We start from the raw sequence: 24,371 nt of genomic DNA, 5'->3' as shown, positions 1-24,371 counted from the left end.
GACAATTCCAAAGGAAAACACCCCTTTTATGCATATTCATATTTTAGGTATTTGCGGCACATTCATGGGTGGCATCGCTGCTATCGCCAAAGAATTAGGTCACCAGGTGACAGGCTCAGATCAAAATGTTTATCCGCCAATGTCTACACAGTTAGAAAAACTGGGTATTTCGTTAACCCAAGGTTGGGGACCAGAACAATTTGAACCTGTACCTGACGTTGTCATTATCGGCAATGCGCTGTCTCGCGGTAACCAAGCCGTTGAATATGTATTATCACGTAAAATTCCATATACCTCAGGTCCGGAATGGTTAAAGAACAACTTGTTGCAAAATCGTTGGGTATTGGCAGTGGCAGGCACACATGGCAAAACCACCACAACAAGCATGTTAACTTGGATATTGTCAGACGCTGGTTTTGAACCGGGTTATTTAATTGGTGGCGTACCAGGTAATTTAGAGTTATCAGCGACTGCGGGCGTAGACCCGTTTTTCATTATTGAAGCGGATGAATACGACACCGCCTTTTTCGATAAGCGCTCTAAGTTTATTCATTACTTACCTAATACCTTAATTTTTAATAACCTTGAATTTGATCACGCCGATATTTTTGATGATTTGGACGCAATTAAACGTCAATTCCATCATATGATCAGAACAGTGCCAGCCAATGGACTGATATTAAATAACTCGGATGACGCCAATGTCACCGACACTTTATCTTTAGGTTGTTGGACTGAAACTCAAAGTGTTGCTGTTCTAGGCAATGGTGCTTGGCAAGTTAATTTACTGCCGAATACCTTAGGCAATAAAGATGGTTCGTCGTTTGAGGTACTGTTTAACAAACAAGTATTGGGCACAGTGAACTGGGACATGACAGGCCAGCATAATGTTTATAATGGCGTTATGGCGATTGCGGCAGCTAGACATGCAGGTATCGATGTTAAAGTAGCAATACAGGCGTTGAATACCTTTAAAACACCAAAGCGTCGCATGGAGCAAATATACTCGCAGCATGACATTACTATTTATGACGACTTTGCTCACCATCCTACGGCAATTGCTACTACGTTAGCAGGCTTACGCAACAAGGTAGGCAGTAACAGGATCATTGCGGTTTTAGAGCCTAGGTCTAACACAATGAAAATGGGAATACATAAAGATACCTTGGCAAATTCGTGGCAAGAAGCCGACAAAGTGTTTTTATGTCAAAGCAAAGAACAGACTTGGCACTTACCAGAAGATAATAAATTAATTATCTCGGATGATGTGGAACAAATTGTCCGACAGCTTGTTGATATTTCTGCGCCTAATGACCATATAGTGATCATGAGTAATGGTGGTTTTGACGGTATCCATGTAAAATTAGCCGATGCGATTAATGGCAAATTTAACAAACCAGCTTAACTTATAAAGTAACCTTAAAGGCTCATTTAATGTCCGTTATTGACAGTGAAAACAATTTTGCAAGCCAGATTACTATTGGTATCACAGGTGCGTCTGGCACTCCTTACGCCGTTGAATTAATTAAGCAATTGGTTAACAACAACATTCAAGTATTTGTCATTATTTCTTCTGCTGCCCGTGTGGTATTTAAAACGGAAGCCGACATTGATGTACCCGGACATCCGCAAAAGGCAACTGAGTTTTTTACCGAATTTTTTAATGCGAAAAGCCAACAAATTACGGTTTTTGGTAAAGACGAATGGTTCTCTCCAGTAGCATCAGGTTCTGCGGCGCCTAAACAAATGGTTGTGATCCCTTGTTCGACCGGCACTCTTTCTTCTATTGCGGTTGGTGCATCAGATAACTTATTAGAACGCGCCGCCGATGTGGTTATTAAAGAGCGTGGACAACTAATTATAGTGCCTAGAGAAACTCCGTTTTCCTCTATTCACTTGGAAAACATGTTAAAACTTTCTAACTTAGGCGTGACTATCATGCCTGCAGCTCCTGGGTTTTATCATCAACCAAAATCAATCGAAGACTTAGTGCAATTTATGGTTGCCCGAGTGTTAGACCACTTACAAATAAATCAACAAATAGTGCCTCGCTGGGGCTATACAAAATCTTAAGAGGCTATTATGAACACCTTAGAGCCGACTATTAATGGTAAAAAAACAGCTATGAATGCCTTAGAAATTACAGATCTCAAAAAAACCTACCAATCAAAATCAAGAACCGTTGAAGCGTTAAAAGGGATTTCTTTAAACGTGGCACAAGGTGACTTTTTTGCCTTACTTGGTCCAAACGGCGCTGGTAAGTCGACCACTATCGGTATCATCAGTTCATTAGTAAACAAGACATCAGGCACAGTAAAAGTGTTTGGTTACGATATCGACTCTGATGTAGAAGCGGCAAAGTCTCAAATAGGTTTGGTTCCTCAAGAATTCAACTTCAATATGTTTGAAACTGTATTACAAATAGTGCTAAACCAGGCCGGTTACTATGGCGTTGAACGCACTGAAGCATTAATACGTGCTGAAAAATATTTAAAACAAACTGACTTATGGGAAAAGCGTAATGCCCGTGGTCGTGAATTATCTGGCGGCATGAAACGCCGTTTAATGATAGCTCGTGCTCTAATGCATGAACCAAAGATTTTGATTTTGGATGAGCCAACCGCTGGCGTGGACATTGAAATCCGCCGTGGTATGTGGGAATTCTTAAAAGACTTAAATGCCCAGGGCATTACCATTATTTTAACCACGCATTACCTTGAAGAAGCTGAGATGCTGTGTCGTAACATTGCCATTATCGACAACGGCAAAATTGGCCAAAACACCAATATGAAATCATTGTTAGCTACATTAAATGTAGAAACATTTGTATTAGACACTAGCCCTTTTGAAGGCTCACCAGATTTAGCGGATTATCATCACCAAATTGTCGATGATCATACAATTGAAGTTGAAGTGAAAAAAGGACAAGGCTTAAATGCAATATTTAAACAATTGGATACACAAGATATTCAAGTGCTAAGTATGCGTAATAAAGCCAATAGGTTAGAAGAATTGTTTGTCCGATTAGTAGAAGAAGGCAAGTCTAACCAAGCCAAAGGAGATAAATAATATGTTGTCATATTCAGTCGCATTAAAAGCTATTCTCACTAAAGAATGTAATCGTTTCCTACGAATTTGGGTACAGACCTTAGTGCCGCCAGCAATTACCATGACATTATATTTTGTTATTTTTGGTAACTTAGTTGGTTCTCGTATTGGTGAAATGGGTGGCTTTGATTATATGTCCTTCATTGTCCCTGGCTTAATTATGATGTCAGTTATCACTAACTCCTACTCCAATGTAGCAAGCTCGTTTTACAGCGCTAAATTCCAACGTAACATTGAAGAGTTGTTGGTTGCACCAGTTCCTAACTACATTATTATTTTAGGCTATATTGGCGGTGGCATGCTGCGTGGTTTATTAGTTGGTTTAATTGTCACTTGTGTATCTATGTTGTTTGTTGATATTCAAATCCACAGCTACACCATACTGATATTCACTGTGTTATTAACGTCCATGGTGTTTTCATTGGCTGGTTTAATTAACGCTATTTTTGCCAATAGTTTTGATGATATCTCTATTATTCCTACTTTTATTTTAACGCCATTAACTTATCTTGGCGGTGTGTTTTATAGTCTTACATTGTTACCTGAAATTTGGCAGGACATCTCTAAAATAAACCCAATTGTGTATATGGTTAACGCCTTTCGTTACGGATTTTTAGGCGTATCGGACGTAGACTTAACTTTTGCAGTTATCATGATCATTGGTTTTACTGTTATCTTCTTTGCTCTTGCTCTTTATTTGATCAATAAAGGTATTGGTATTCGCTCTTAAATAGCGAAAAACAATAAAAATTGTCATTTAGAGTGTAATTATTAAAAATAATTACACTCTCCCCTCCTTTTTTTTAAATATGTGCTTTAATTGTTGATACATAACAATATATTGCCATTATAAATTTATTTATGTGAATTTTAATGCCATTAGTAGCACCATTACCTACTAATCAGCACAATAAAGGTTACAATAGCCAATAAAGAATTTTAATTCTGTGCCGATATGAATGTTGTTAAACGGTTATTTTGATTATTTTGAGGGTGTCGAGTGAACAAATTTAAAAATTTAAGTGTATTTATTAAAATTAATGTCATTACTGTTATCGCTATGTTCGCGTTAATAGTGGTATTAATCTTAAATGCATCTGCTATCAGTGAAAACAATAAAAGCTTAGATGAACTCAAAGATAAACGTTATCTTATTGCTCAGTATTCAACAGCAAACTCTTTTATCATCAATCGCATCGATGAACTTTACACGCAAGCAGTGTCATTTGGTGATGAAGATCTCATCACTGCAGCTGGTGAACAATACAATTTATTAATCAACAATATTGAAAAAATTGAAGCACTCGACAATGCCTCTAACACTCGCTTACTTGAAAAATTTAAAGCCGACCTTAATAGTTATAATCAAATTGCAGTTGAAATCGTTAAAGGCTTTATTAATGAATCATTAGATTTTTCAATTATCCAAGAAAAATCAAAAATTAAAGCTGACTTATACGGAAGCATTAATACCGCGTTAGATGAATATAAAATGAATTCTGACGACCTATATTCAAAAATGGCAAACGACGCTAAAACCCGCTCTCAAAATGCAATTAATAACAGTCTTATTATTTCAATCACACTTACCATACTTATCATCCTATTAGGTTATATTATCGGTGCTAACATCCGTAAAGCGGCATCAGATGCAGCTTGTACATTAGGTGAATTAGCTAACGGCGATGGTGACTTAAAATCTCGCTTGAATGTTGAAAGTGAAGATGAAATTGGTCAACTAGCGAAAAACTTTAATAAGTTTATGGAAGTATTACGTGGTGCGATAAGTGATGTAATGTCAGTTGTTCAGCCATTACTTGATAACTCAACTCGTCTTATTCAACGCATGGAAACTGCTGAGTCAGCAATGCATAAGCAAAGCGAAGATTCAGAACTTGTAAGCCAATCAATGCAAGAGATGCATCATAGCGTAAATGAAATATCTAACTCTGCAGCTCTAGCATCACAAGCTACAAGCGATGCAGAAATAGAAGCAAAACAAAGCTTAGAAATTTTGAGTAAGTCGATGGCGGCATCTCAAGCGCTAAATATCGAAATTAAAGGCGCATCTTCGGTTATCCATAAACTTGCAGAAGATACTCAAAACGTAAATACAATATTAGATGTGATCACGGCCATTGCAGCCCAAACTAACTTGTTAGCGCTTAACGCGGCGATTGAAGCAGCGCGAGCTGGAGAACATGGACGAGGTTTTGCGGTTGTTGCTGATGAAGTTCGAGGATTAGCATCAAGAACATCTAAATCAACTACTGAAATTCGTGAATTATTAACTGCATTAACGGAAGCTGCAACAGCATCAGTTGATTCAATGGAAAGTGCCAGTGCTCAAGCAGAGCGCAATGAAGAGTATGCAGCTCAAACTGGAGAGTCAGTTAAGAAAATTGCAGAGCACATTAATACAATCAATGGCATGAACACACAAGTAGCTACCGCAACTGAAGAACAAACAGCTGTAGCGACAACAGTTATAGATAACGTGAACGATATGAATACATCTATTAGCTCAACATTAGAAGCCTTAGGTGGCATTAGAGATGTATCAAGTAACTTGCATACATTGTCTGATGACTTGTTGGAAGCCGCTTCTAAATTTAAACTGTAACAAGCACTTTCTATCAAATAAAAGAAAGCCCCTTGTAAAATGAAGACCACTTAATGTGGTCTTTTTTTATGTCTAGAAATTATATATGTAGATGTAAGTAACTATTAAATTTAACGTTTGATGCTGACTAAAGGAATTTGCTAGAATGCCCGCATTAAAGTAATTGTACTAACATCCAACAGACCTCTTACATTAGGAAGCCCAATGAGCTTAGCTAACTCGGTTTTAGCCGTAAATAACGACCTACCTATCATTACAGATCAAAAAGTTCATAGTGGCAAAGTTCGTTCCGTGTACTGGTTAACAGCTGCGGATAGCAAACGACTGATTGAAAAAAATGGTTATAACGTCCAATCTGACGCCCCTCTAGCCATTATGGTCATCAGTGACCGTATCTCTGCATTTGATTGCATTTGGCATGGTGAAGGCGGTATTAAAGGTGTTCCAGGTAAAGGTGCTGCATTAAATGCAGTTTCTAATCATTGGTTTAAAATGTTCAAAGACAATGGTTTAGCCGACAGTCATATTTTAGATATCCCACATCCATTTGTTTGGATAGTACAAAAAGCTAAACCCGTTATGATTGAAGCCATCGCACGTCAATACATCACAGGTTCTATGTGGCGCAGTTATGAAAAAGGCGAACGCGAGTTTTGTGGCATTCAATTACCTGAAGGCTTAACTAAAGATCAAAAGTTAAACGACATACTCATAACACCATCAACAAAAGGCATCCTAAAAGGTATTCCTAATGTGCCAGAAGTGGATGATGTAAATATAAGCCGTCAGGATATTAGTAATAATTTCAAAGCCTTCAATTTCTTAAACACAGCTGATGTTGATAAATATGAAGTACTGTTGAAACAAGGGTTTAATTTAATCAGTGGTGCGTTAGCTGAATTAGATCAAGTCTTTGTAGATACCAAGTTTGAGTTCGGTTATGTAAAAGATGCGGCGGGTAATGACAAGCTAATTTATATGGATGAAGTTGGAACACCTGATTCATCAAGAATTTGGGACGGCCCTAATTTTAGAAATGGTAAAGTTGTCGAAAACTCGAAAGAAGGATTTAGACAAATGTTACTTAATCATTTTCCAGACCCTGACATCTTGTTAAACAAAAACAGAATGCCGGAGCGTGAAGCGTTAGCTCGTGACAACGCATTACCTGAAGAAGTAATAATGGATATATCTTCAACCTATATCAATATTGCTGAAAAGATCACAGGTAGCAAAATTGTATTATCTGACAATCCAAAACAAGAAGTAATTGATGTATTAGCAGAGCGTTTTCAGCTAATAAAATAACTATAAACCTGTAATTTTAAATATATGATTTAAAATTACAGGCACAAAAAAAGGATGCCAATGGCATCCTTTTTAATTCAAATACTTTGTTCTTATCGAGAAGCGATAGAAGTAGCAATTGAAGAATTAGCATGGCCACTTGTGTTAGCCCAATCTAAATCACCAGAAGCTGCAAAATGAGAAGCAGGCATACGTTTAACGATGTAGCTACCAACAGTTTCAGCTTTATTTGTCATAGCGTAACGAACTAGGTTTTCGCCACCACAAGAAATACCAGTATAAATATCACGTAATTTCATACCTGACTCTTTTAATTTTTTACGAAAACGAGACTTGTTATCTGCTGCTACGTTTTCACAAATACCATTTAACGCGTCTGCACTAGCAGCTTGAGCTGTTTGAGTGAATGAAGCTGATGCAAATCCAATTACTAAAGTTAATGCTGCGATTAATGTTTTCATTTTAAATCCCCGTTTAATAAATTATTTAAATTAGTGTGTAATAAATCTGATGGGTGCATTGTATTGATCCGACTAAAAAACAAACATAGGGAATTCCCTTATTTTGTTGTTTTAGATCAAATTTATTTAAAATTTTATGCGTTACCCCTTATTTTCTAACATAATTTATTTTTTTACTTTCTCACAACTGAAACGGGATCTAAGTGAATTAATATATCTGAATATGGGTATGCATCTTCCAAAGCCGCTTCTACATTATCGCTCACGTCATGAGCATCCAGTAATATCAGATTATCATCTAACTCAAGGTGCATTTGAATAAATACTGTGCCACCAGATTGGCGAGTTCGAATATCATGAACCCCTTTTACTAGTGGAATGTTTTTAGCTATATGTATGATCTTTTGCTCATCTTCACTTGGTAACTCTTTATCCATTAACGATTGAACCGATTCTTTACCAACTAAATATGCGCCGTAAAATAAATACCCTGCAATGCCAATAGCAATCCATGAATCAATAGACGCATAACCCAATTGAGTTAAATACAAAGCAACTAGAACGCCTACATTCATTAACAAGTCACCTTTATAATGTAAGCTATCGGCTTTAATGGCGATTGAGCTTGTACGTTTAAGTGCATAGGTTTGCACCACAACTAATAGCAAAGTAATAACAATACTAAAATAAATGGCCATTAAACCTATTGAAATATTTTCAACATGATTAGGGTGAGAAAGCTGACCAACTGAATGAAATATTAATAGCAGTGCGGAACCAGTAATAAATGCAGATTGAAACAATCCGGCCAATGACTCCGCTTTACCATGACCAAATCTATGATCATCATCGGCAGGTGTTAACGCATAACGTACGGCAAAAAAATTAACAACCGAAGCTGCAATATCAAATACAGAGTCAGTTAACGAAGCCAAAATACTAGCAGAGTCGGTATTTAACCAGGCATAACCCTTTACAAGTATCATCGAAAACGCCGCAAAAATAGCAGCTGAGCTCGCAAAACGAACCCAATAACTATATTCCTCGTTGCCACTTTTATTTATCATCTCTTAAAACCTAGTAAAAACACATGTATCATCAATGCAGTAATTGTACTCTAGCCCGCTTTTTATACCAACTTAGATAAATCAGTTAAATTTATCAATTTGGTATTAAGGAATATCCTTTATGACTCATTCTCGTTACCCATTATCTAAATTGATTTCACCAAATAGCCCTATTGTATTTGGCTGCATGGGCTTAGGCGGCAGTTGGGATAGTAACCAAATTAGTGCTGAGAATATTAAACATGCACATCAAGCGGTAGATGCAGCCCTTGATGCTGGCATAACACTCTTTGACCATGCCGACATTTATAGCCGAGGCAAAGCAGAAAAAGTATTTGGCGAAGTATTAAAGCAACGCCCTGAGTTACGAGAGCAAATTAGCATTCAATCAAAATGTGGTATCCGCTTTCCCAACGAACACAACCCTCAGCAATACGACTTTTCACCAGAGTGGATTTTACAATCGGTTGATAACAGCTTAAAACAACTTAATACAACACAACTGGATATTCTTTTATTACACCGTCCAGATCCATTAATGGAGCCTGAACTTGTTGCTGAAGTATTTGATAAGCTACAAGGCTCAGGCAAAGTAAAACACTTTGGTGTATCTAACATGCAACATCACCAGATGGCATTTTTACAAGCATCGTTATCTAAACCTTTAATAGTGAACCAAGTAGAGCTAAGTCTTTCTCACTTAGCCTTTATAGAAGAAGGTGTAACTACAGGGAATTCAGGAGAAAGTATTGTTAACTATGGTGCAGGGACTTTGGAATATTGCCAATTAAATAACATCCAATTGCAATCTTGGGGCAGTTTATCGCAAGGATTATTTTCTGGTGCTGATGTTTCAAACGAACCAGTGCATGTTCAACAAACCGCACAGCTAGTAGCAAAATTAGCGGCTGAATATCAGGTAAGTAAAGAAGCTATCGTCTTAGCCTGGTTGATGCGACATCCCGCAAAAATCCAACCCGTTATTGGCACCACAAATCCAACTAGAATTAAAAACTGCGCACAAGCTGAAAATATACAGCTAACTCGCAGTCATTGGTATGAGCTATGGTTAGCAGCAAGAGGCCGCCAATTACCGTAACCGAAACACTATGCCATATCTAACAAGGCTCTATCAGCCTTGTTAGAATAACTTGCGTTTACTTTCTAATGAATTAAGCACGACTAACATAAAAGAAATTATGGCGGTTAAATCATGGACTATCCAATTATGGTGTAAGCCAGATTTCATAAGTATAAAACTAAACAAGACGGTCGGAACAATACAAGATATAAATTGAAACTTGGTAAATTTAAAGCCGATAAATTGAAAATAGACGATCCCAACTCCTGTCCCTACTATGGAGGAAGTTAAATACGGGAAAATATTTTGAATATTCAATTGAATATTAGATGAAATCAGCCCAATAGAAAAAAACACCGTAGTTAGCGTTAAAATATTAGTGACAAATTGTGCAGCAAGTTCTTTATTCATATACATACCTAAATTAATTACATTAAAACAATAAGATATTGGTGCTCGATCATCCATCTATCCATAATTTTCAGAGCCTAGTATTTTTTACAAAGTACCTAGGGGCTGTTTATCTTTCATTTTACGCAACGTTGAGTGGAAAATCATTCCCAATCGCGGCATAAAAATCGAGGTTTAATGGATTAAATAAGTATGTTTATAACAAAGAGTGGGGATAATTTAACCTCAACCCGAAGGGCTGGGTCTATTTGTCACCCCAACTTCGTCATCAGACACTTAAATAGAACCACTATTCGCGAGTCTTCTGCCTCGCTGGATGCAACAAATAGCCGCCAGCGTTGCGCAAAATGAAAGATAAACAGCCCCTAAGCTATTTCCACAATTTCGTAATCTATTTTTTTACCCTGTAAGGTCAGTGTTATTTCATCATCTAAATATTTGCCAATAAGCAGTTTACCTAATGGCGATGAATCTGTGATCACAGTTATCAAATTATTGTTTTGTTTTAACTTTAACCCGCCCATTGCAGGACCGAGTAAAAACCAAGAAGCATGATTGTTTACATTGGTGCTAGAAATAGAACTAGAACTATCACCGTTGTCATTTTGCAGCTGAATTAAACTACCGAATTCAATTGGTTTGTGTTGATCTATCAACACACCTCTGAGTTTCTGCCATTGTAATAAAGCCAGTTTTAACTCGGCGACTCGCTGACTTTGCCCGTGGGCAAGATAAGAGGCTTCCAATCCCACCGTGTCATATTGGGTTTCAGGTTTGCTTTGCTCGTGGGTCGCAAGATCCTTGGCGTCATTAGCGGCACGTGTTGCTATTTCTAATGACTTTTCTATTTCAGCCAATAAGGAAGTGAGTAACTGCTCTTTACTTAATATCATACAGTATCGGTAGGCTCTGAGTTATTTAGCGAGGGGCTACCTACTAAAAGATCATCTACTAAAAGCTCATCTACCAAAACATCATCTAGCAAGGGATTAGCTAACGGGCGATTAGAGACTAAAGGTTTATCTACTGGAGTCTTAACCAAAGATTTCACAACTGGAAACAAATCTAACGCTTGTTCTATCAATTCCTGCTTCTGCCCTTTTTCTAAATATATCGCGTTTATATCTCGGTAAAATACGGGCGCACCTTCAACCTCAAACAATTGTTTTTGCTGAGTTAATTGAAAAGTCATAGGTTTAGGCAAGTAAGCTGTTCCGCCAGCTTCTAAAATATAATCCAAAGCAATTTTCGGCTGACTCATATTATGTTTGGCTTGGTGTTGTTCACCTAAAAATGTTCGATAACCATCATTTATCGACTCGCCATAATCAACACTGACCAAATTGGGATAGTTATGACTAGTTGAGGCCAATTTTGACGTGGTCACTAAGTGCAAAGGGATTGAGGCGACTTTTCGAGTTTTAATTAAATCGACTGATGGCGGTTCAAACAAAAAACCAATATCGGCTTTTCTATTTAAAATATCACTACGTAATTCCAACGGATTATAAATCCGAGTAAACAAACCAACATCATCAATATTACGATGAATTTTTTGCATCCAAGAGTGTAAGGCAATATCCCAAATAGACATCATAGCGCCAATAACCAATTGGCTAGCTTGATGACGTGACATACCAATGTCTTGTTTGGCTTTTTGCCACATATCTAAAATACCATTGGCGTGTTTTATTAACCTATGCCCTTCTGGTGTTAGCTTTAACTGTTTGTGAGTACGGTCGAATAAAGAAGCTGAGAGTTCGATTTCCAGCTGTTTTATACGCGAACTAACAGCCGCCTGTGACAAACCAAGGTTTTCCCCAGCAATTCTAAAATGAAGTGTTTCGCTTACTTCAAGAAAGGTTCTTAACAATTGAGTATTCATTTATATTTAGCCACTTATTGTTTTTAGGCGCTTATGTTTAGCCACTAAATTTGGGTTTTACTGGGGTTGTTAATTAAACCTTTTTTTCATAGCTATTATAAGTAAAAGGTTAATCAATATTTTTTATCAAACCGATAGAAATAATAAATTATATTAATTACAGGTTTAAAGCTATTCTTAAATCATCAAATTAAATAATTAATTAAACGCATTAGGAATAACTATGAAAATTGCAATTTTATCTCGTAACGGAAACTTATATTCAACTAGACGATTAAAAGAAGCAGGCGAAGCGCTAGGTCATGAAGTTGATATCATCGACACTTTACATTGCTACATGGACATCACAAGTAGCCGTCCGACAGTTCGCTATCATGGTAAAGAGTTACCAAAATACGATGCAATCATCCCTCGTATTGGCGCATCAGTCACTTTTTACGGTACAGCCGTAGCAAGACAGTTTGAAATGATGGGAACCTTTAACGTTAACGAGTCTGTTGCTATCAGTCGCTCACGTGACAAATTACGTTCATTACAATTGTTATCTCGTAAAGGCATTGGTCTACCAAGAACTGGATTTGCTAGCAAACCTGATAAAGTAAAAGATTTAATTAAAAACGTTGGTGGCGCACCAGTTGTTATTAAATTATTGGAAGGTACGCAAGGTATTGGTGTTGTTTTAGCCGACACTGCAAAAGCAGCTGAAGCTATTATTGAAGCGTTCATGGGCTTAAAAGCAAACATCTTAGTACAAGAATTTGTTAAAGAAGCTGGCGGTGCTGACATTCGTTGTTTAGTTGTTGGCGGTAAAGTAGTTGCTGCAATGAAACGTCAAGGTGCAGAAGGCGAATTCCGCTCAAACCTTCACCGTGGTGGTACAGCTGAAGTTGTTAAACTAACCAAAGCCGAACGTGAAACTGCAGTAAACGCAGCTAAAATAATGGGTCTTGGTGTTTGTGGTGTTGATTTATTGCAATCACAAAACGGTCCTATGGTAATGGAAGTAAACTCTTCTCCGGGTCTTGAAGGTATTGAGACTGCAACGGGTAAAGATGTAGCTAAAATGGTTATAGAATTTATTGAAAAACGCGTTGCAGAAACTCCAGTAGCCAATGTGAATAAGACTAAAGGTCAAGGTTAAGATAAAGGTTTTAAAATGGAAAATATTAAAATTGGCGAATTTGAAATCGCCCCTGGCGAATCTCGTCAAATAGAATTACAGGTTTCAAAGTTATACACCAATGCTCCAGTATCTTTACCTGTACATATTTTTAGAAGTAAAAAGCCTGGGCCTGTGGTTTTTGTAAGCGCGGCAGTGCACGGCGATGAACTTAATGGTATTGAGATCATTCGTCGTCTGATAAGCCAAAAGAACTTTAAAATCACCTGCGGAACATTAATCGTAGTACCTATGGTTAATGTGTATGGCGTAGTGACTCAAAGCCGATACATGCCAGATAGACGCGATTTAAATCGTAGTTTTCCAGGCTCAGCTAAAGGTTCTTTAGCTGGACGTGTGGCACATATATTTATGACAGAGATCATTAAACATTGTGACTTTGGTATTGATTTACACACAGGTGCGATTCACCGCTCTAATCTTCCTCAAATAAGAGCTGACTTGTCAGACGCGGAAGTAAAAGAGTTGGCAGAAGTATTTGGTGTAAGTGTGGTGTTGAATTCTGAAGTATTAGAAGGCTCTTTAAGAGAGTCAGCTTTTGCCAGTGGCACCAAAGTATTGTTATACGAAGCGGGTGAAGCATTACGTTTTGATGAATTATCAATCCGTGCCGGTCTTAAGGGCATATTAAATGTATTGCAGCATTTAAAAATGATCCGTAAGCAAACGGCTAAAAAACGTAAAGTTGAACCTTTTATCGCCAATAACAGCAGTTGGACTCGAGCCAATGCGAGCGGCATTGTGAATAACTTAGTTACTCTTGGTGATCATGTCCAGAAAAACCAGTTACTGGCTAAAATCTGTGGTCCTTTTGGTGACATCTTAGGTGAAGTACTTGCAACCCGCGGTGGTATTGTTATTGGTAAACAAAACATACCTTTGGCACAAGAAGGCGAAGCTATGTTCCATATCGCTAGCTTTGAAGAAGATCACGAAGACATCGCAGAGCAAATTGAAACAGCGAATGAGTTGTTATTGCCTGAAGATGAAGGTTTATTAAGAGGATAGAACAATGACGGCCGAATCTAGCAACGTAAGCGTTAAAAAAATCATTGGTCGACTAGAGTCTGTATCATTACCAGAGCTCGGCATAACAAGTATGCAAGTGAAGGTAGATACTGGCGCTAAAACGTCGTCATTGCATGTAGACAACATTGAAAAAGTGAAAATCAAAGGGAAGCCGCACGTTAAGTTCGACATTCACCCTGATATTCATAATGTTGATAAACAAGTGACATGTACGGCTCGTCTTAGCGATATTAGAAACATAAAATCGTCTAATGGCACAGCGGAAATGCGCTACGTTATTGAAACACCTCTCACACTAGGTGAAGACACTTGGTTAGTAGAGATCACGCTTACCGACCGTTCAGACATGAACTATCTCATGTTGTTTGGCCGTGAAGCGATTGGGGCAAGATACTTAGTTGACCCTGATGAAGTTTTTTGTATCTCAGAAAACTAAAATATCATTAATCCCAATTGCCCTTTAGCAATTGGGATTTTCTTTATAAGCAGCCTATACCTATAGCTGAGCATGAAAAGTCATGTGCAATAAATCTCTCGAAATAAGCAATCCGAAAAAGTACGCCTAAGGAATAGTATGAATTTAGAAAGTGTTAGAAATATATTAAATGAAACCCTTTTCATTATCTCCGGCCAACCAGTTTCATTAGGCAATATTTTATTGATCCCCATCGTTTTACTCGTTGGATTTTGGCTTACCAAAGCCTTGGTTAGATTTGTGACCAAAAAACTCACCAGTAAAAGCAAAGATCCTAACTTAATTCATTTAACTCAACGACTAATGTATGTATTAGCCATTACTATCATACTCATCACCACATTAGATCTGATAAACATTCCTATCGCCGCCTTTGCCTTTTTATCTGGCGCCATCGCTATCGGCTTTGGTTTTGGTGCTCAAAACATAATAAACAACTTTATTAGCGGTTGGATATTAATGTGGGAACGCCCAATACGTATTGGTGACTTTTTAGAAGTTGAAAATGCCAAAGGTATAGTAGAAGAGATAAACACACGTTCTACTCGTTTCCGCCGGGTTGATGGTGTTCATATGCTAATTCCAAACAGTAAATTATTAGAAAACACCGTTATCAATTGGACCTTAGTCGACAAATTAATGAGAACCTCGGTACGTGTGGGTGTCGCTTACGGCTCACCAGCAAAAAAAGTTGCTGAGCTATTATTACAAGCTACAAATGCACAAGTTGAAGTGTTAAAAGATCCAGCGCCTAGTGTGATCTTTGATGACTTTGGTGACAATTCATTAATGTTTGAAGTTAATTTTTGGATTAACTCGACCGTAGAAGGTGGATTAAGAGTTATGCGTAGTAACATCCGCTTTGAGATTGATGAACTATTTAACCAACACGGAATTGTTATCTCTTACCCACAAAGAGATGTACACGTCGACGGCTCACTTATTTTAAAACGCGAACCTAGAAAAGCAGTTTAAACAAAAAAACACTAAGGCTTTTAACCTTAGTGTTTTTTGATACTAGTGTTTTTTGATACTAGTGTTTTTTGATACTACGAATAAATTAATAAGACTAACTGTACATCACAGTTTAAATATATGTGATGCAAAGAGCCCTTAAAACGGATTAACTAATTAATGGAAAGTCCGAACAAGCTAATGCCGGTTTCATAAGGTATCTCTTGTGCTGAGATTTTAAGTTGCTCTATTAAACGAATATATTCCGTCATCATATGTGCATTAATATTTTTCTGGCCTGGTACTGACGAGGTAAATTTAGTAGCTCTTAGTGCACTTTTTACGCCACTAACTTCAGAATACTTGCCGTTGCCATCCAAAATCACGCCAACCCCCATGTGCCAATAAATATCTAAATCTCTTATTTGCAAAGGACTAATTGGCGGAACTAAAGGCACGATATCGTCAGGCGTTACAATACGGAGTAAAGGTAAGCTTGCAAACAATTCAGCTCCCGCAACATTGGTCACTTTAGGTTGACCAAAAGTAATAACTTGCGCCACATTAAAATCGTTTTTCTCTAAATACATTCCCAACACAACGGCAACCGCACCGCCTAGGCTATGTCCTGTTAAATGAACTGGTTGGTCAGCGTTAAGATAAGGTTTTACGTCATTTAAAACCGCTCTTGCGGCTGAAGCAAAACCTTGGTGTAATTTAATATTAAGCTGAGTATCAGGTTTCAATTCTAAATCTAAGTCCAACATAACGTTTGCTTCATTAGCCGTACCGCGTATGACTATGGTTTGCACGCCGTTAGATTGAGTTAAAAAGTAGCTTACTTGATTTTCTTCAATCATAGAGTGGTGAACAAGCACCTTACTTTGACTTTCTAATCCGCTTTTAACTCCATCAGCATTTAAATAAGCAATAGCAGAGAGTCTCGCCTGGACATCAATTTCTGTGAAGTCGTGCTGTGCAGACAACAACTGAAATGGCGCTAATAAAAGAGAAGCTAAAATTGGCAGCGTTTTAAACATAATTTGAATGGATAACCGTAATTGAAAAAATTATATAACCGAGAATACTAAAGAACACGGATTACGAATAGTCATTAATTAGCGAGAGTGAATATTTATTGTGAGTATGGGGAAACTACTGAAGTTTACGGCGCAGGTTTGATAGTTAATTGACTCATGCCCTCAATCTAAATAATAGTAATAATTAGATTGGGGCACGTTAAAACGATTTAGCTATAGAAAGCTTCAACCGTTCCTTTTAGCGTGATCAACAAAGGTTGACCGCGGCGGTCTAACGCTTTAGGTGACGCAACTTTTATCCAACCTTCACTGATGCAATACTCTTCAACATCAAAACGCTCTTTGCCATTGATTTTAATCCCAATATTATGTTCAAAAACTGCTTTCACATGATGTGGGCTGCGTGGATTAATAGAAAGGCGATCTGGTAAATCTGGTTTTGATACCGCTGATTCAGACGCTGTTGACTCAGATGTGCTGTCGTTCATGTTCGTAACCTAATATAAAAAAGTGCCCTATTGTAGACAATATAAGACCTCCGCTCAAGAACTGCTGACGTTAGAATTTCGTTAGCAAAAATTAAAGCTTTGGTTTTTTAATTGCTTTAAGAATATCTCGCCAGCTCACAATGCCAACTGGACAGAAGCTACTATCTACCACAGGTATACAAGATATATTATTCTCTAGAAATAAATTTACCGCATCGTGTACTGTATTATCTTGCTGCAAGCATATCGGTTTTCTAGTCATGATTTGATGCACTTTCTTATTCAAAGTCGCAGTGTCCGTCAACTTGGCTGCAGCCGTACCAATTTTAGGACTCACCGCTTTTAATAAATCTCGGTCGGATACCACACCAAATAATTTATTCTTTTCAACCACTAACAAATGATGAAATTTAGCATTCGCAAAGATCTCATTTACCGTTGCCAAATCATCATCAAGACTTATGGTTAAGGCTGGAGACGTCATTATTTTCTTAATATTCATAGATACTTCCCTGAAAACCTAAAGCTTATATTGATGTAAATTAGCACCACTTATCGGTGACTTCAATTAAATAGATGCATAGCTACATACTCAATAAAGGTAGTAAGTTACTTCTTTTAAAATCACAAAAAAGCCAGTTACTCTCATAACTGGCTCCAATTAATACTTATTTCACAAGAAATTAACCTGGTTATTAATTTCTACGGTCAAAGCTAAACTTGGCTTCTGGTACTAATTTGTTCGATAAATCTCTTGGTGTTGTAAAGAACTCAACATCCAGTTTGTCAGCTTGATTATCTAGCTTAATATGAGCAAAGCCCCATACAAAACTCTTAGACCACAACAAGTCATATTCTGGGTAACGCTTTTCCTGCTGCTGTGCAAATGGTGTGTGTTTACCACGCATTTTTGATGCAGCACCACTAATAATAAGCGGTAAAGGTGGACGTGTTGAGTCAGCTAAATATAACGAACAATCATCGGTTAATAGCTCTAAGTCATGTTCATGACCTGCAATATAGGCATCAGCATATTCACAAAGCATTGGCATTAAGCGTTCACGCAATACATGGCCTTCACTGTATTTACTGCCGCCTATTGACCATAAAATATGGTGGCCATAAACGATTTTCCATTTAGCGGTTGAGTTAGCTAAGCCCGCTTTCAACCAATCTATTTGTACTATGTCTTCACCATGAACTGGGCTTTCGTGAGACTCTGGTGTTTCTAATTCGCCTATGCCTTTACTTTTTGCTTCAGCTAATTCCATTTCGCTGCCATCTGGATTTAATGGGATTTCATAAATAGGTTTAGCAGACAATAACATGTTGGTATCGAGTACAAAGAACTCAACATCGTTACCCGCTTCACCCATTTTATATTGATAGTAACCTTTTTTATCTAAATGGAAGTTTGGCTGTTCTGCCATCCAGTTAGTTTGTAATTCAACACCTTTACGCGACGTTTTCCAGTCGTGGTTACCAAGAGCAGAGTAAATCACTAAATCTGGATTTTCTGTTAACAAAGGTAATAAAGGTTTTAATATAAGATCGTCCATGCGTTTCTGGTCGTCTTTGCCATCTTTGGCGTCTGCACCATCTGGATAAACGTTGTCGCCAAGTTGCAGAGCAAACTCACATTCACGAGTACGACAAACTTCAGCCATTGCATTACCTACTGCTGATGCTCCGGTTTGCTCGGTAGCAATATCGGTATTTGGATACATATAGATTGGCGCATGATCAAATTCTTCAATTGGTCGATAATCTTCTAACCAATCTTCTTTTTCTTTTGCGATAAACTCTTCTTTATTTCTTGGATTTTTAATATGCTTTTTCTTTGGATAATCCGGATGATATCCACCATCGCCAAAAGCCAAAAACTCAATGTTTTTTGCATCTTTCTTTGTCGTTGTTTCTGTCTCTTTATTACCACCACAACCAGCTAGAACAGAAGCAACCAATAAGCTACTAAGTATCATTTTATTCATAAATCTTTACCCATAATCATATAAAAAAACAAATAACCCACAAAGCACACTTTGTAGGTTATTTTTATATTAACGTTTGTAATTAAAGCGAGTTAATCTTAATACCAAATTCAAAAGTACGACCGTATTGCTCATATTGGTAGTTAAATTGTTTAACTCCGTGATACAAGTACATAGGTTCGTCTGTTAAGTTTGATGCATTAAAGTAAAACTGAATCGAGTCTGAAAAGTGATATTTGCTGCTAAAGTCTAACTGAGCATGGTCGTCTTCAAACACACCCGCATCATTTTCATCAAACTGATATACATTACTTTTATAACTGGCACTTAAACGAGTGCTAAATGTATTATTTTCAAATCCTAACATTAAGTTAGCTATAGTGTCCGACTGATTTGGCAAACCACTACTTGCATCGACAAACGTACCATTTGCGCCAAGTAACAAACCAGAATCAAAGGTTTTGTTCCACGCTAATTCCAAACCTGTTAACTCTGCAGTGCCGCCATTGACTGGCTGGATAACTTCCTCAAAACCGTCCCACTCACCATTTTCTTGTACTTCACTATAAATAATATAGTTATCAATATCTTTGTAGAAAACACCGGCCGATATTACACCAATATAACCAGGATAATAATGCACAGAAAAGTCTAGATTTTGTGACTCATACGGGTCTAAATCTGGGTTACCAACTTCCGCTTTACGTTCAATTTCAATTTCGCCATCATCGTCTGTCATTTCAGTTTCAATTACCTGAAATGCCGCTGAATCGTCAAAAGTAGGACGGGCAATTGTTTGTGTGTAAGCAAAACGAGCAATCAATTTTTTACTTGCTGCGTATCTAACATTTAAGCTTGGTAAAAAGTAATCGTAATCTTTACTAACTTCCCAGCTATCGATAGCAACGCTTTCGTCGTCGTTAATCTCATCAACTAACAACTCAACTTGGTTGCCTTTGGTTGCAAACTCACTGCCTTCATAACGAAGACCAGTGATAACTTGCCACTTATCTATGTCTAACGTCACCATAGCATACGCTGCAAATACATCTTCGCTGCTGTTATAAGAGTTACCTTTAGTTTCGATTTCTGACTCTAGATCATTGCGCTCAAAGTTATCTTTGTTGTCACTAACAAATTGTTGAATACCTTCACGCGATAAACCATCACCAAATGAACCTAAACTGAAGTCTACGCTGCCGCCGTTAAAATCTTCAGCGGTTAAGTCGTCGAATCCACCGTCATAAATGTTAGATAAAACACTATTGGTTTTTTCACGTGTGCTGTATTTACCACCAAACTTAAATTCACCACTGTTATTGTTCCAAATAAAGCTCTTGGTAATATCGACACGGAAACTGGTTTCTTCATCTTCTGCCAAGTTATTTTCAGCAACGATTTCATCCAATGCAAAATTAGATAAATCATGAGCATTAGCCGATTGCGTTAATTCAGGAACTTCTCCAGAAGATAAGTAACCTAAATCAAGATCTTCACCATTAAACGATACATCTAAACGGTCTGGCTCTTCTTCGGTAGATTTTGAATAACCCAATTGATATTCAAGCAACCAAGAATCTATTTTATTTTCACCACCAGCAACAATAGACGTGATCTCTTGAGTTTCGTATCTGTCTTTGGTGTCACGATCCATTTCAGCATTTGAATACTGTGCTGACGTTTCTGAATACGATGTTAAGTCGATTTCGCCTTTATCAAGTTTGTATTCATTTCTTATACGGTATTCATCATCAGAGAATTGACTAAAGAAGCTACGAACATAATAGCTGTCGGTTACTGAAGTATATAAATCAAGATTAAGCGCTACACCCACTCGCTCACGCTCAATGCGGTATAGTCTTTGTTCTATTTCTTCAGCGCCAAATATTTCAACATCATCACCGGTGGCCGCATCTTCAACTTCAATCTCAGACCAACCGCCATCGGTTTCTACATTTTCTGATCCAAATTCACGCTTGCGCCAAGATACAGCACCTGCAATACCCAATTCATACCCATTATTAAGTGTGAATATATCTGAATAACTACCGGATAATTTAGGGCTAACTTCTTCTACTAATTCGTTATACGAAGTTTGTGCAGTAACGCTATACGACTTACCTTCACGGTCAAACGCGCTTAAACTTTTAACTTCTATTGAACCACCTACTGCATTTGCATCCATATCTGGCGTCACAGTTTTACTGACTTCAAGGCTAGATATTAATTCACTTGGAATAACATCCATAGCAACACTTCGCACACCCGCTTCTGGCGAAGGTACGTTTAGTCCATTGATAGTCACATTATTTAGGTTTGGATCTATACCACGGATAGTAACAAAACGGCCTTCGCCTTGGTCACGTTGTATTGATAAACCTGGTAGTCTTTGCAATGCTTCTGCTGCATTCTGGTCTGGAAGTTGACCAATTGAGTCCGCACTAACAACCGATATTAAACGATTTGCATTTTTTTGACGATTCAACGCGCCCGCTTGCCCTGCTCGTTGACCATAAACAATCACGTTTTCAACATCGCCAATCACATAATTATTATTAATTGGTTCATCCGAAGTAACCACTAGCTTTTTACGTAGTTCATCCGTACCCACATAATTAATCACTAAGGTGTATTCGCCAACAGGTAGATTATCAAAATGAAATGAACCATCGCGTTTACTAATCGTAGTTAAATTTAGTTCTTCAATCGTTACTTTTGCACCACCAAAATAAACACTATTTTTAGCGTCAGTAATGCGTCCTGACATATCAGAGTTAGCTAATGCCGTTGTTGAAGATAATGCTATCGCGCTGATCAAAGCGGTATTTAAAAGTGATAGCTTAAATATTCCGTTCTTATTTTTCATTTTCATTCTCGTTGTTATGCGAATTTAGGGCGTATGTTGTTCGTACTGAATTGTTAGTTGTTGTTTTGCCAATCAAATCAATAATTGGTTAAAGCGCCGCTAACCTAAACAATGAAAGTGACAGAAATATTTCAGTAAATTTCATAAACAAGAATTCATCTGATTTTCACTCAATTAAGCTGAACATTTTGTACTCTATGAGCTGATATGACTCCAATACAAAAGTCATTTTAAGAGGTATGAGCTTTTGATAATCAAAGGATATTTAAAGGGGGCTTAGTGAATGAAGTAAAAAGGGTAAATAGGTTTCATAAAAGTGTCATTAACCTGAGCTAATATGACCCTATTCACTTTAAGGTCGTTCTTTTACGCTATTAAAAACGACCAAAACTATTATTAAGCCTTATGAATCTATCTTTTTTAAAATTCCACCGTCACTTGTTTCTTATCCTTTTATTAGTGATAACAAGCATAGTTGCCATTACCACTCACCTTGGCACACTTAAAGAGGCGTCTGAACTCGACTGGTTTGATGCCGTTGGTGAGGCTGGCATTACTCTCGTGACTTTAGTGTGGATATTTTTCATATTAATTAGCCGCCCCTCTGGCAAGGTAACTAACTTATTATTTGTTGGGTTAACCTTAACTCATGTTTCTATGTTGTTAGATTTTATAGATGAGTTCTACTTTTATACTTCTGATAGCGCCTGGTTAGGCACCATAGAGTCATTACCAGCACCTGTTGGTATGATCATTATGTCGGTGGCTTTGTATTGGTGGCATCAAGAACAAATGAGTATCAACGCACAATTACGTAACACTGAACGTTATTATCGCGACCATAGCTTAACCGACTTTGTCACTGGACTTTACAGTGCCAAGTACATGAAAAACCAATTACAAAGAGAAATTATTAACGCCGGGATACACCAACAATCATTTGTCATGATGTTAATAGATATCCGTAAGTTCGACAGTTTTAACCGTAAATATGGCGATCAACAAGGCGACACTTTATTACGCGAAACAGCACAGTTAATTCTAATGAATTTAAGAGACGAAGACTTAGCTTGCCGTTATGCCAGTGACCGTTTTATTATTTTAATGCCAAACACTTCAGTGCAAACCGCACAAACCGTGGCGACGCATATAGAACAAGCCATTGCTAATCTAGCCTTTAAAATTGGTAATTCAGCCGCTGCACAATATCAGCATGTGACAAGTTGCGTCATGGAATGTAATGGCGAGGATGAATACTTAAATGTGTTAGACAAGTTAAACGACCGCATGCTGGCAACCAAACACGACATAAATAACCAAGCCTCACCTAATCAACTTATACATAGCAAAGACGTCGCATAATGAAGATATTTGAACGACACGACAATATTGTTTTGTGCAGACAATTCGTGGTTGTTCTTGTTGATTTGGCCAAACAAAGCGGTGTGCATCCAGATAAAATATTAAAAGGCACTCGTTGCTTTCATCAAGATCTCGACATCCCTAACAAACGTATTTCCACCACAGAATTATTAACCATAATTGACAATGCCATACGCTTAACCAAGCGAGGCGATTTGAGTTTTATTTTGGGTCGAAAGTTTTTCCCAGGTCAGCTAGGTAGTTTATCTCAAGCCTTTTTAAACTGTAAAAACATTGCCCAGATGTTAAAGCTGTGTCAATTATTTCAATTTAAGATATGTCCGTTTTTATATATCAATGTTGTAAAAACCCAAGGCAAAACTCATCTTTTGTTTAACAGCGCGATAGGCGAAGTATCAAATATTCAACAACGATTTTTATACGAATTCATTTTATCTGCCATGGTCGGTGCCATTAAATATAGATTGGGTGAAATCATCCCAATCGCAATAAAGTTACCTTATAAAGAGGTGGATTATATTGAGCAGTACCATGTTAACTTAGGTAATAAAGTAAGCTTTGATCAGCAACTTGCTATGGTCAGCTTTGATGATGTTTGGTTATTTCATGAAATTGAAAATTGCAGTCAGTCGTTAAAAAACATGTCCTTGTTAGATGCACGACTTATTAGAAAGGAACAGCAGCATCCCATTGGCTTTGTACAAGCCGTTAGCCAATTCATAGAATCCCGCGTAACGTATCAAGATGTTAGTTTGGAGCATTGCGCTCAATACTTATCAATTAGCACATCAACGTTAAAACGTAAGTTGGCTCAACACCAAACTAGTTATCAAATTTTGTTAGATAGAATACGCTGCCAACACGCTATTTTTGCCATGGTAGAAAACCAACAGAATAACGAACACATAGCCAACAGTTTACAATTTAACGACGTGACCAATTTCAGACGAGCCTTCAAACGCTGGACTGGCATGACACCAACTGTATTTAAAGAGCAGGCAACTCAACATTGAAAAACTTG

General features: G+C 37.6%; 23 protein-coding genes. 13 read left to right on the top strand and 10 right to left on the bottom strand.

The window, feature by feature from the left end; translation table 11 throughout:
• Positions 1-28 precede the first annotated feature (28 nt).
• The 6 genes from mpl (at position 29) to BTO11_RS06505 (ending at position 7,039) form a co-directional block, all read left to right on the top strand.
• Complete coding sequence (gene mpl, locus BTO11_RS06530; RefSeq protein WP_105051847.1) at positions 29-1,405, top strand: UDP-N-acetylmuramate:L-alanyl-gamma-D-glutamyl-meso-diaminopimelate ligase; 1,377 nt, start codon at positions 29-31, stop codon at positions 1,403-1,405.
• A 29-nt stretch (positions 1,406-1,434) separates the two neighbouring features.
• Complete coding sequence (locus BTO11_RS06525; RefSeq protein WP_105051846.1) at positions 1,435-2,073, top strand: flavin prenyltransferase UbiX; 639 nt, start codon at positions 1,435-1,437, stop codon at positions 2,071-2,073.
• Positions 2,074-2,124: 51 nt separating this feature from the next.
• Positions 2,125-3,069, top strand: coding sequence for an ABC transporter ATP-binding protein (locus BTO11_RS06520; RefSeq protein WP_105053675.1), 945 nt, complete (start codon positions 2,125-2,127; stop codon positions 3,067-3,069).
• Position 3,070: 1 nt separating this feature from the next.
• On the top strand, positions 3,071-3,838 hold the full coding sequence (locus BTO11_RS06515; protein WP_105051845.1) for an ABC transporter permease: 768 nt from the start codon (positions 3,071-3,073) through the stop codon (positions 3,836-3,838).
• Between the two features lie 270 nt (positions 3,839-4,108).
• The gene (locus tag BTO11_RS06510; protein WP_229793339.1) at positions 4,109-5,731 is read left to right on the top strand and encodes a methyl-accepting chemotaxis protein; all 1,623 of its coding nucleotides are present in this window, start codon (positions 4,109-4,111) and stop codon (positions 5,729-5,731) included.
• A gap of 204 nt (positions 5,732-5,935) precedes the next feature.
• Positions 5,936-7,039: a phosphoribosylaminoimidazolesuccinocarboxamide synthase gene (locus BTO11_RS06505; protein ID WP_105051844.1), complete on the top strand. Its 1,104-nt coding sequence runs from the start codon at positions 5,936-5,938 to the stop codon at positions 7,037-7,039.
• Positions 7,040-7,131: 92 nt separating this feature from the next.
• Here BTO11_RS06505 and BTO11_RS06500 read toward each other — a convergent pair whose 3' ends face one another.
• Together BTO11_RS06500 and BTO11_RS06495 are read right to left on the bottom strand one after the other, a co-directional pair.
• Positions 7,132-7,500 carry a DUF3718 domain-containing protein gene (locus tag BTO11_RS06500; RefSeq protein WP_105051843.1) on the bottom strand — a complete coding sequence of 123 codons (369 nt, stop codon included), beginning with the start codon at positions 7,498-7,500 and terminating at the stop codon, positions 7,132-7,134.
• A 173-nt stretch (positions 7,501-7,673) separates the two neighbouring features.
• The gene (locus BTO11_RS06495; RefSeq protein ID WP_105051842.1) at positions 7,674-8,567 is read right to left on the bottom strand and encodes a cation diffusion facilitator family transporter; all 894 of its coding nucleotides are present in this window, start codon (positions 8,565-8,567) and stop codon (positions 7,674-7,676) included.
• Positions 8,568-8,688: 121 nt separating this feature from the next.
• On the opposite strand from BTO11_RS06495, the gene BTO11_RS06490 reads away from it, so the two are divergent.
• Complete coding sequence (locus BTO11_RS06490; protein ID WP_105051841.1) at positions 8,689-9,666, top strand: aldo/keto reductase; 978 nt, start codon at positions 8,689-8,691, stop codon at positions 9,664-9,666.
• A 42-nt stretch (positions 9,667-9,708) separates the two neighbouring features.
• Here BTO11_RS06490 and BTO11_RS06485 read toward each other — a convergent pair whose 3' ends face one another.
• From BTO11_RS06485 to BTO11_RS06475, 3 genes are all read right to left on the bottom strand, one after another.
• On the bottom strand, positions 9,709-10,059 hold the full coding sequence (locus tag BTO11_RS06485) for a hypothetical protein (RefSeq protein ID WP_105051840.1): 351 nt from the start codon (positions 10,057-10,059) through the stop codon (positions 9,709-9,711).
• A 365-nt stretch (positions 10,060-10,424) separates the two neighbouring features.
• Positions 10,425-10,952, bottom strand: a complete 528-nt coding sequence (locus tag BTO11_RS06480) for a GreA/GreB family elongation factor (protein ID WP_105051839.1) — start codon at positions 10,950-10,952, stop codon at positions 10,425-10,427.
• Positions 10,949-11,944 (bottom strand): LysR family transcriptional regulator, encoded by a 996-nt coding sequence (locus BTO11_RS06475; RefSeq protein WP_105051838.1) that lies wholly within the window; start codon positions 11,942-11,944, stop codon positions 10,949-10,951. The genes BTO11_RS06480 and BTO11_RS06475 overlap by 4 nt, the downstream gene beginning before the upstream one ends.
• A 223-nt stretch (positions 11,945-12,167) precedes the next feature.
• Between BTO11_RS06475 and rimK the strand changes: the two genes are divergently transcribed.
• From rimK to BTO11_RS06455, 4 genes are all read left to right on the top strand, one after another.
• Entirely contained in the window at positions 12,168-13,085 is a 918-nt protein-coding gene (gene rimK, locus BTO11_RS06470; RefSeq protein WP_105051837.1) for a 30S ribosomal protein S6--L-glutamate ligase, read from the top strand.
• Positions 13,086-13,100: 15 nt separating this feature from the next.
• The gene (locus tag BTO11_RS06465; protein ID WP_105051836.1) at positions 13,101-14,132 is read left to right on the top strand and encodes a succinylglutamate desuccinylase/aspartoacylase family protein; all 1,032 of its coding nucleotides are present in this window, start codon (positions 13,101-13,103) and stop codon (positions 14,130-14,132) included.
• A 4-nt stretch (positions 14,133-14,136) separates the two neighbouring features.
• Positions 14,137-14,589 (top strand): ATP-dependent zinc protease family protein, encoded by a 453-nt coding sequence (locus tag BTO11_RS06460; RefSeq protein ID WP_105051835.1) that lies wholly within the window; start codon positions 14,137-14,139, stop codon positions 14,587-14,589.
• Positions 14,590-14,727: 138 nt separating this feature from the next.
• Positions 14,728-15,603, top strand: a complete 876-nt coding sequence (locus BTO11_RS06455; protein ID WP_105051834.1) for a mechanosensitive ion channel family protein — start codon at positions 14,728-14,730, stop codon at positions 15,601-15,603.
• A 152-nt stretch (positions 15,604-15,755) separates the two neighbouring features.
• Here BTO11_RS06455 and BTO11_RS06450 read toward each other — a convergent pair whose 3' ends face one another.
• From BTO11_RS06450 to BTO11_RS06430, 5 genes are all read right to left on the bottom strand, one after another.
• Positions 15,756-16,622, bottom strand: a complete 867-nt coding sequence (locus tag BTO11_RS06450) for a lipase family protein (protein ID WP_105051833.1) — start codon at positions 16,620-16,622, stop codon at positions 15,756-15,758.
• Positions 16,623-16,831: 209 nt separating this feature from the next.
• Positions 16,832-17,110, bottom strand: coding sequence for a DUF3297 family protein (locus tag BTO11_RS06445; protein WP_105051832.1), 279 nt, complete (start codon positions 17,108-17,110; stop codon positions 16,832-16,834).
• Positions 17,111-17,201: 91 nt separating this feature from the next.
• On the bottom strand, positions 17,202-17,612 hold the full coding sequence (locus tag BTO11_RS06440; RefSeq protein ID WP_105051831.1) for a CBS domain-containing protein: 411 nt from the start codon (positions 17,610-17,612) through the stop codon (positions 17,202-17,204).
• Positions 17,613-17,805: 193 nt separating this feature from the next.
• A complete protein-coding gene (locus BTO11_RS06435; RefSeq protein WP_105051830.1) occupies positions 17,806-19,101 on the bottom strand; it encodes a metallophosphoesterase in 1,296 nt (431 codons plus the stop codon).
• An 82-nt stretch (positions 19,102-19,183) separates the two neighbouring features.
• Positions 19,184-21,967: a TonB-dependent receptor gene (locus tag BTO11_RS06430; RefSeq protein WP_373295197.1), complete on the bottom strand. Its 2,784-nt coding sequence runs from the start codon at positions 21,965-21,967 to the stop codon at positions 19,184-19,186.
• A 405-nt stretch (positions 21,968-22,372) separates the two neighbouring features.
• Between BTO11_RS06430 and BTO11_RS06425 the strand changes: the two genes are divergently transcribed.
• Positions 22,373-23,329, top strand: coding sequence for a GGDEF domain-containing protein (locus BTO11_RS06425; protein ID WP_105051828.1), 957 nt, complete (start codon positions 22,373-22,375; stop codon positions 23,327-23,329).
• Complete coding sequence (locus tag BTO11_RS06420; RefSeq protein WP_105051827.1) at positions 23,329-24,363, top strand: AraC family transcriptional regulator; 1,035 nt, start codon at positions 23,329-23,331, stop codon at positions 24,361-24,363. The genes BTO11_RS06425 and BTO11_RS06420 overlap by 1 nt, the downstream gene beginning before the upstream one ends.
• Positions 24,364-24,371: the final 8 nt, after the last annotated feature.

Source organism: Psychrosphaera saromensis, from assembly GCF_002954545.1.
Taxonomy (GTDB): Bacteria; Pseudomonadota; Gammaproteobacteria; order Enterobacterales; family Alteromonadaceae; genus Psychrosphaera; species Psychrosphaera saromensis.
The sequence above is the reverse complement of the archived record's forward strand: the minus strand, read 5'-3'. Positions and strand labels throughout refer to the sequence as shown.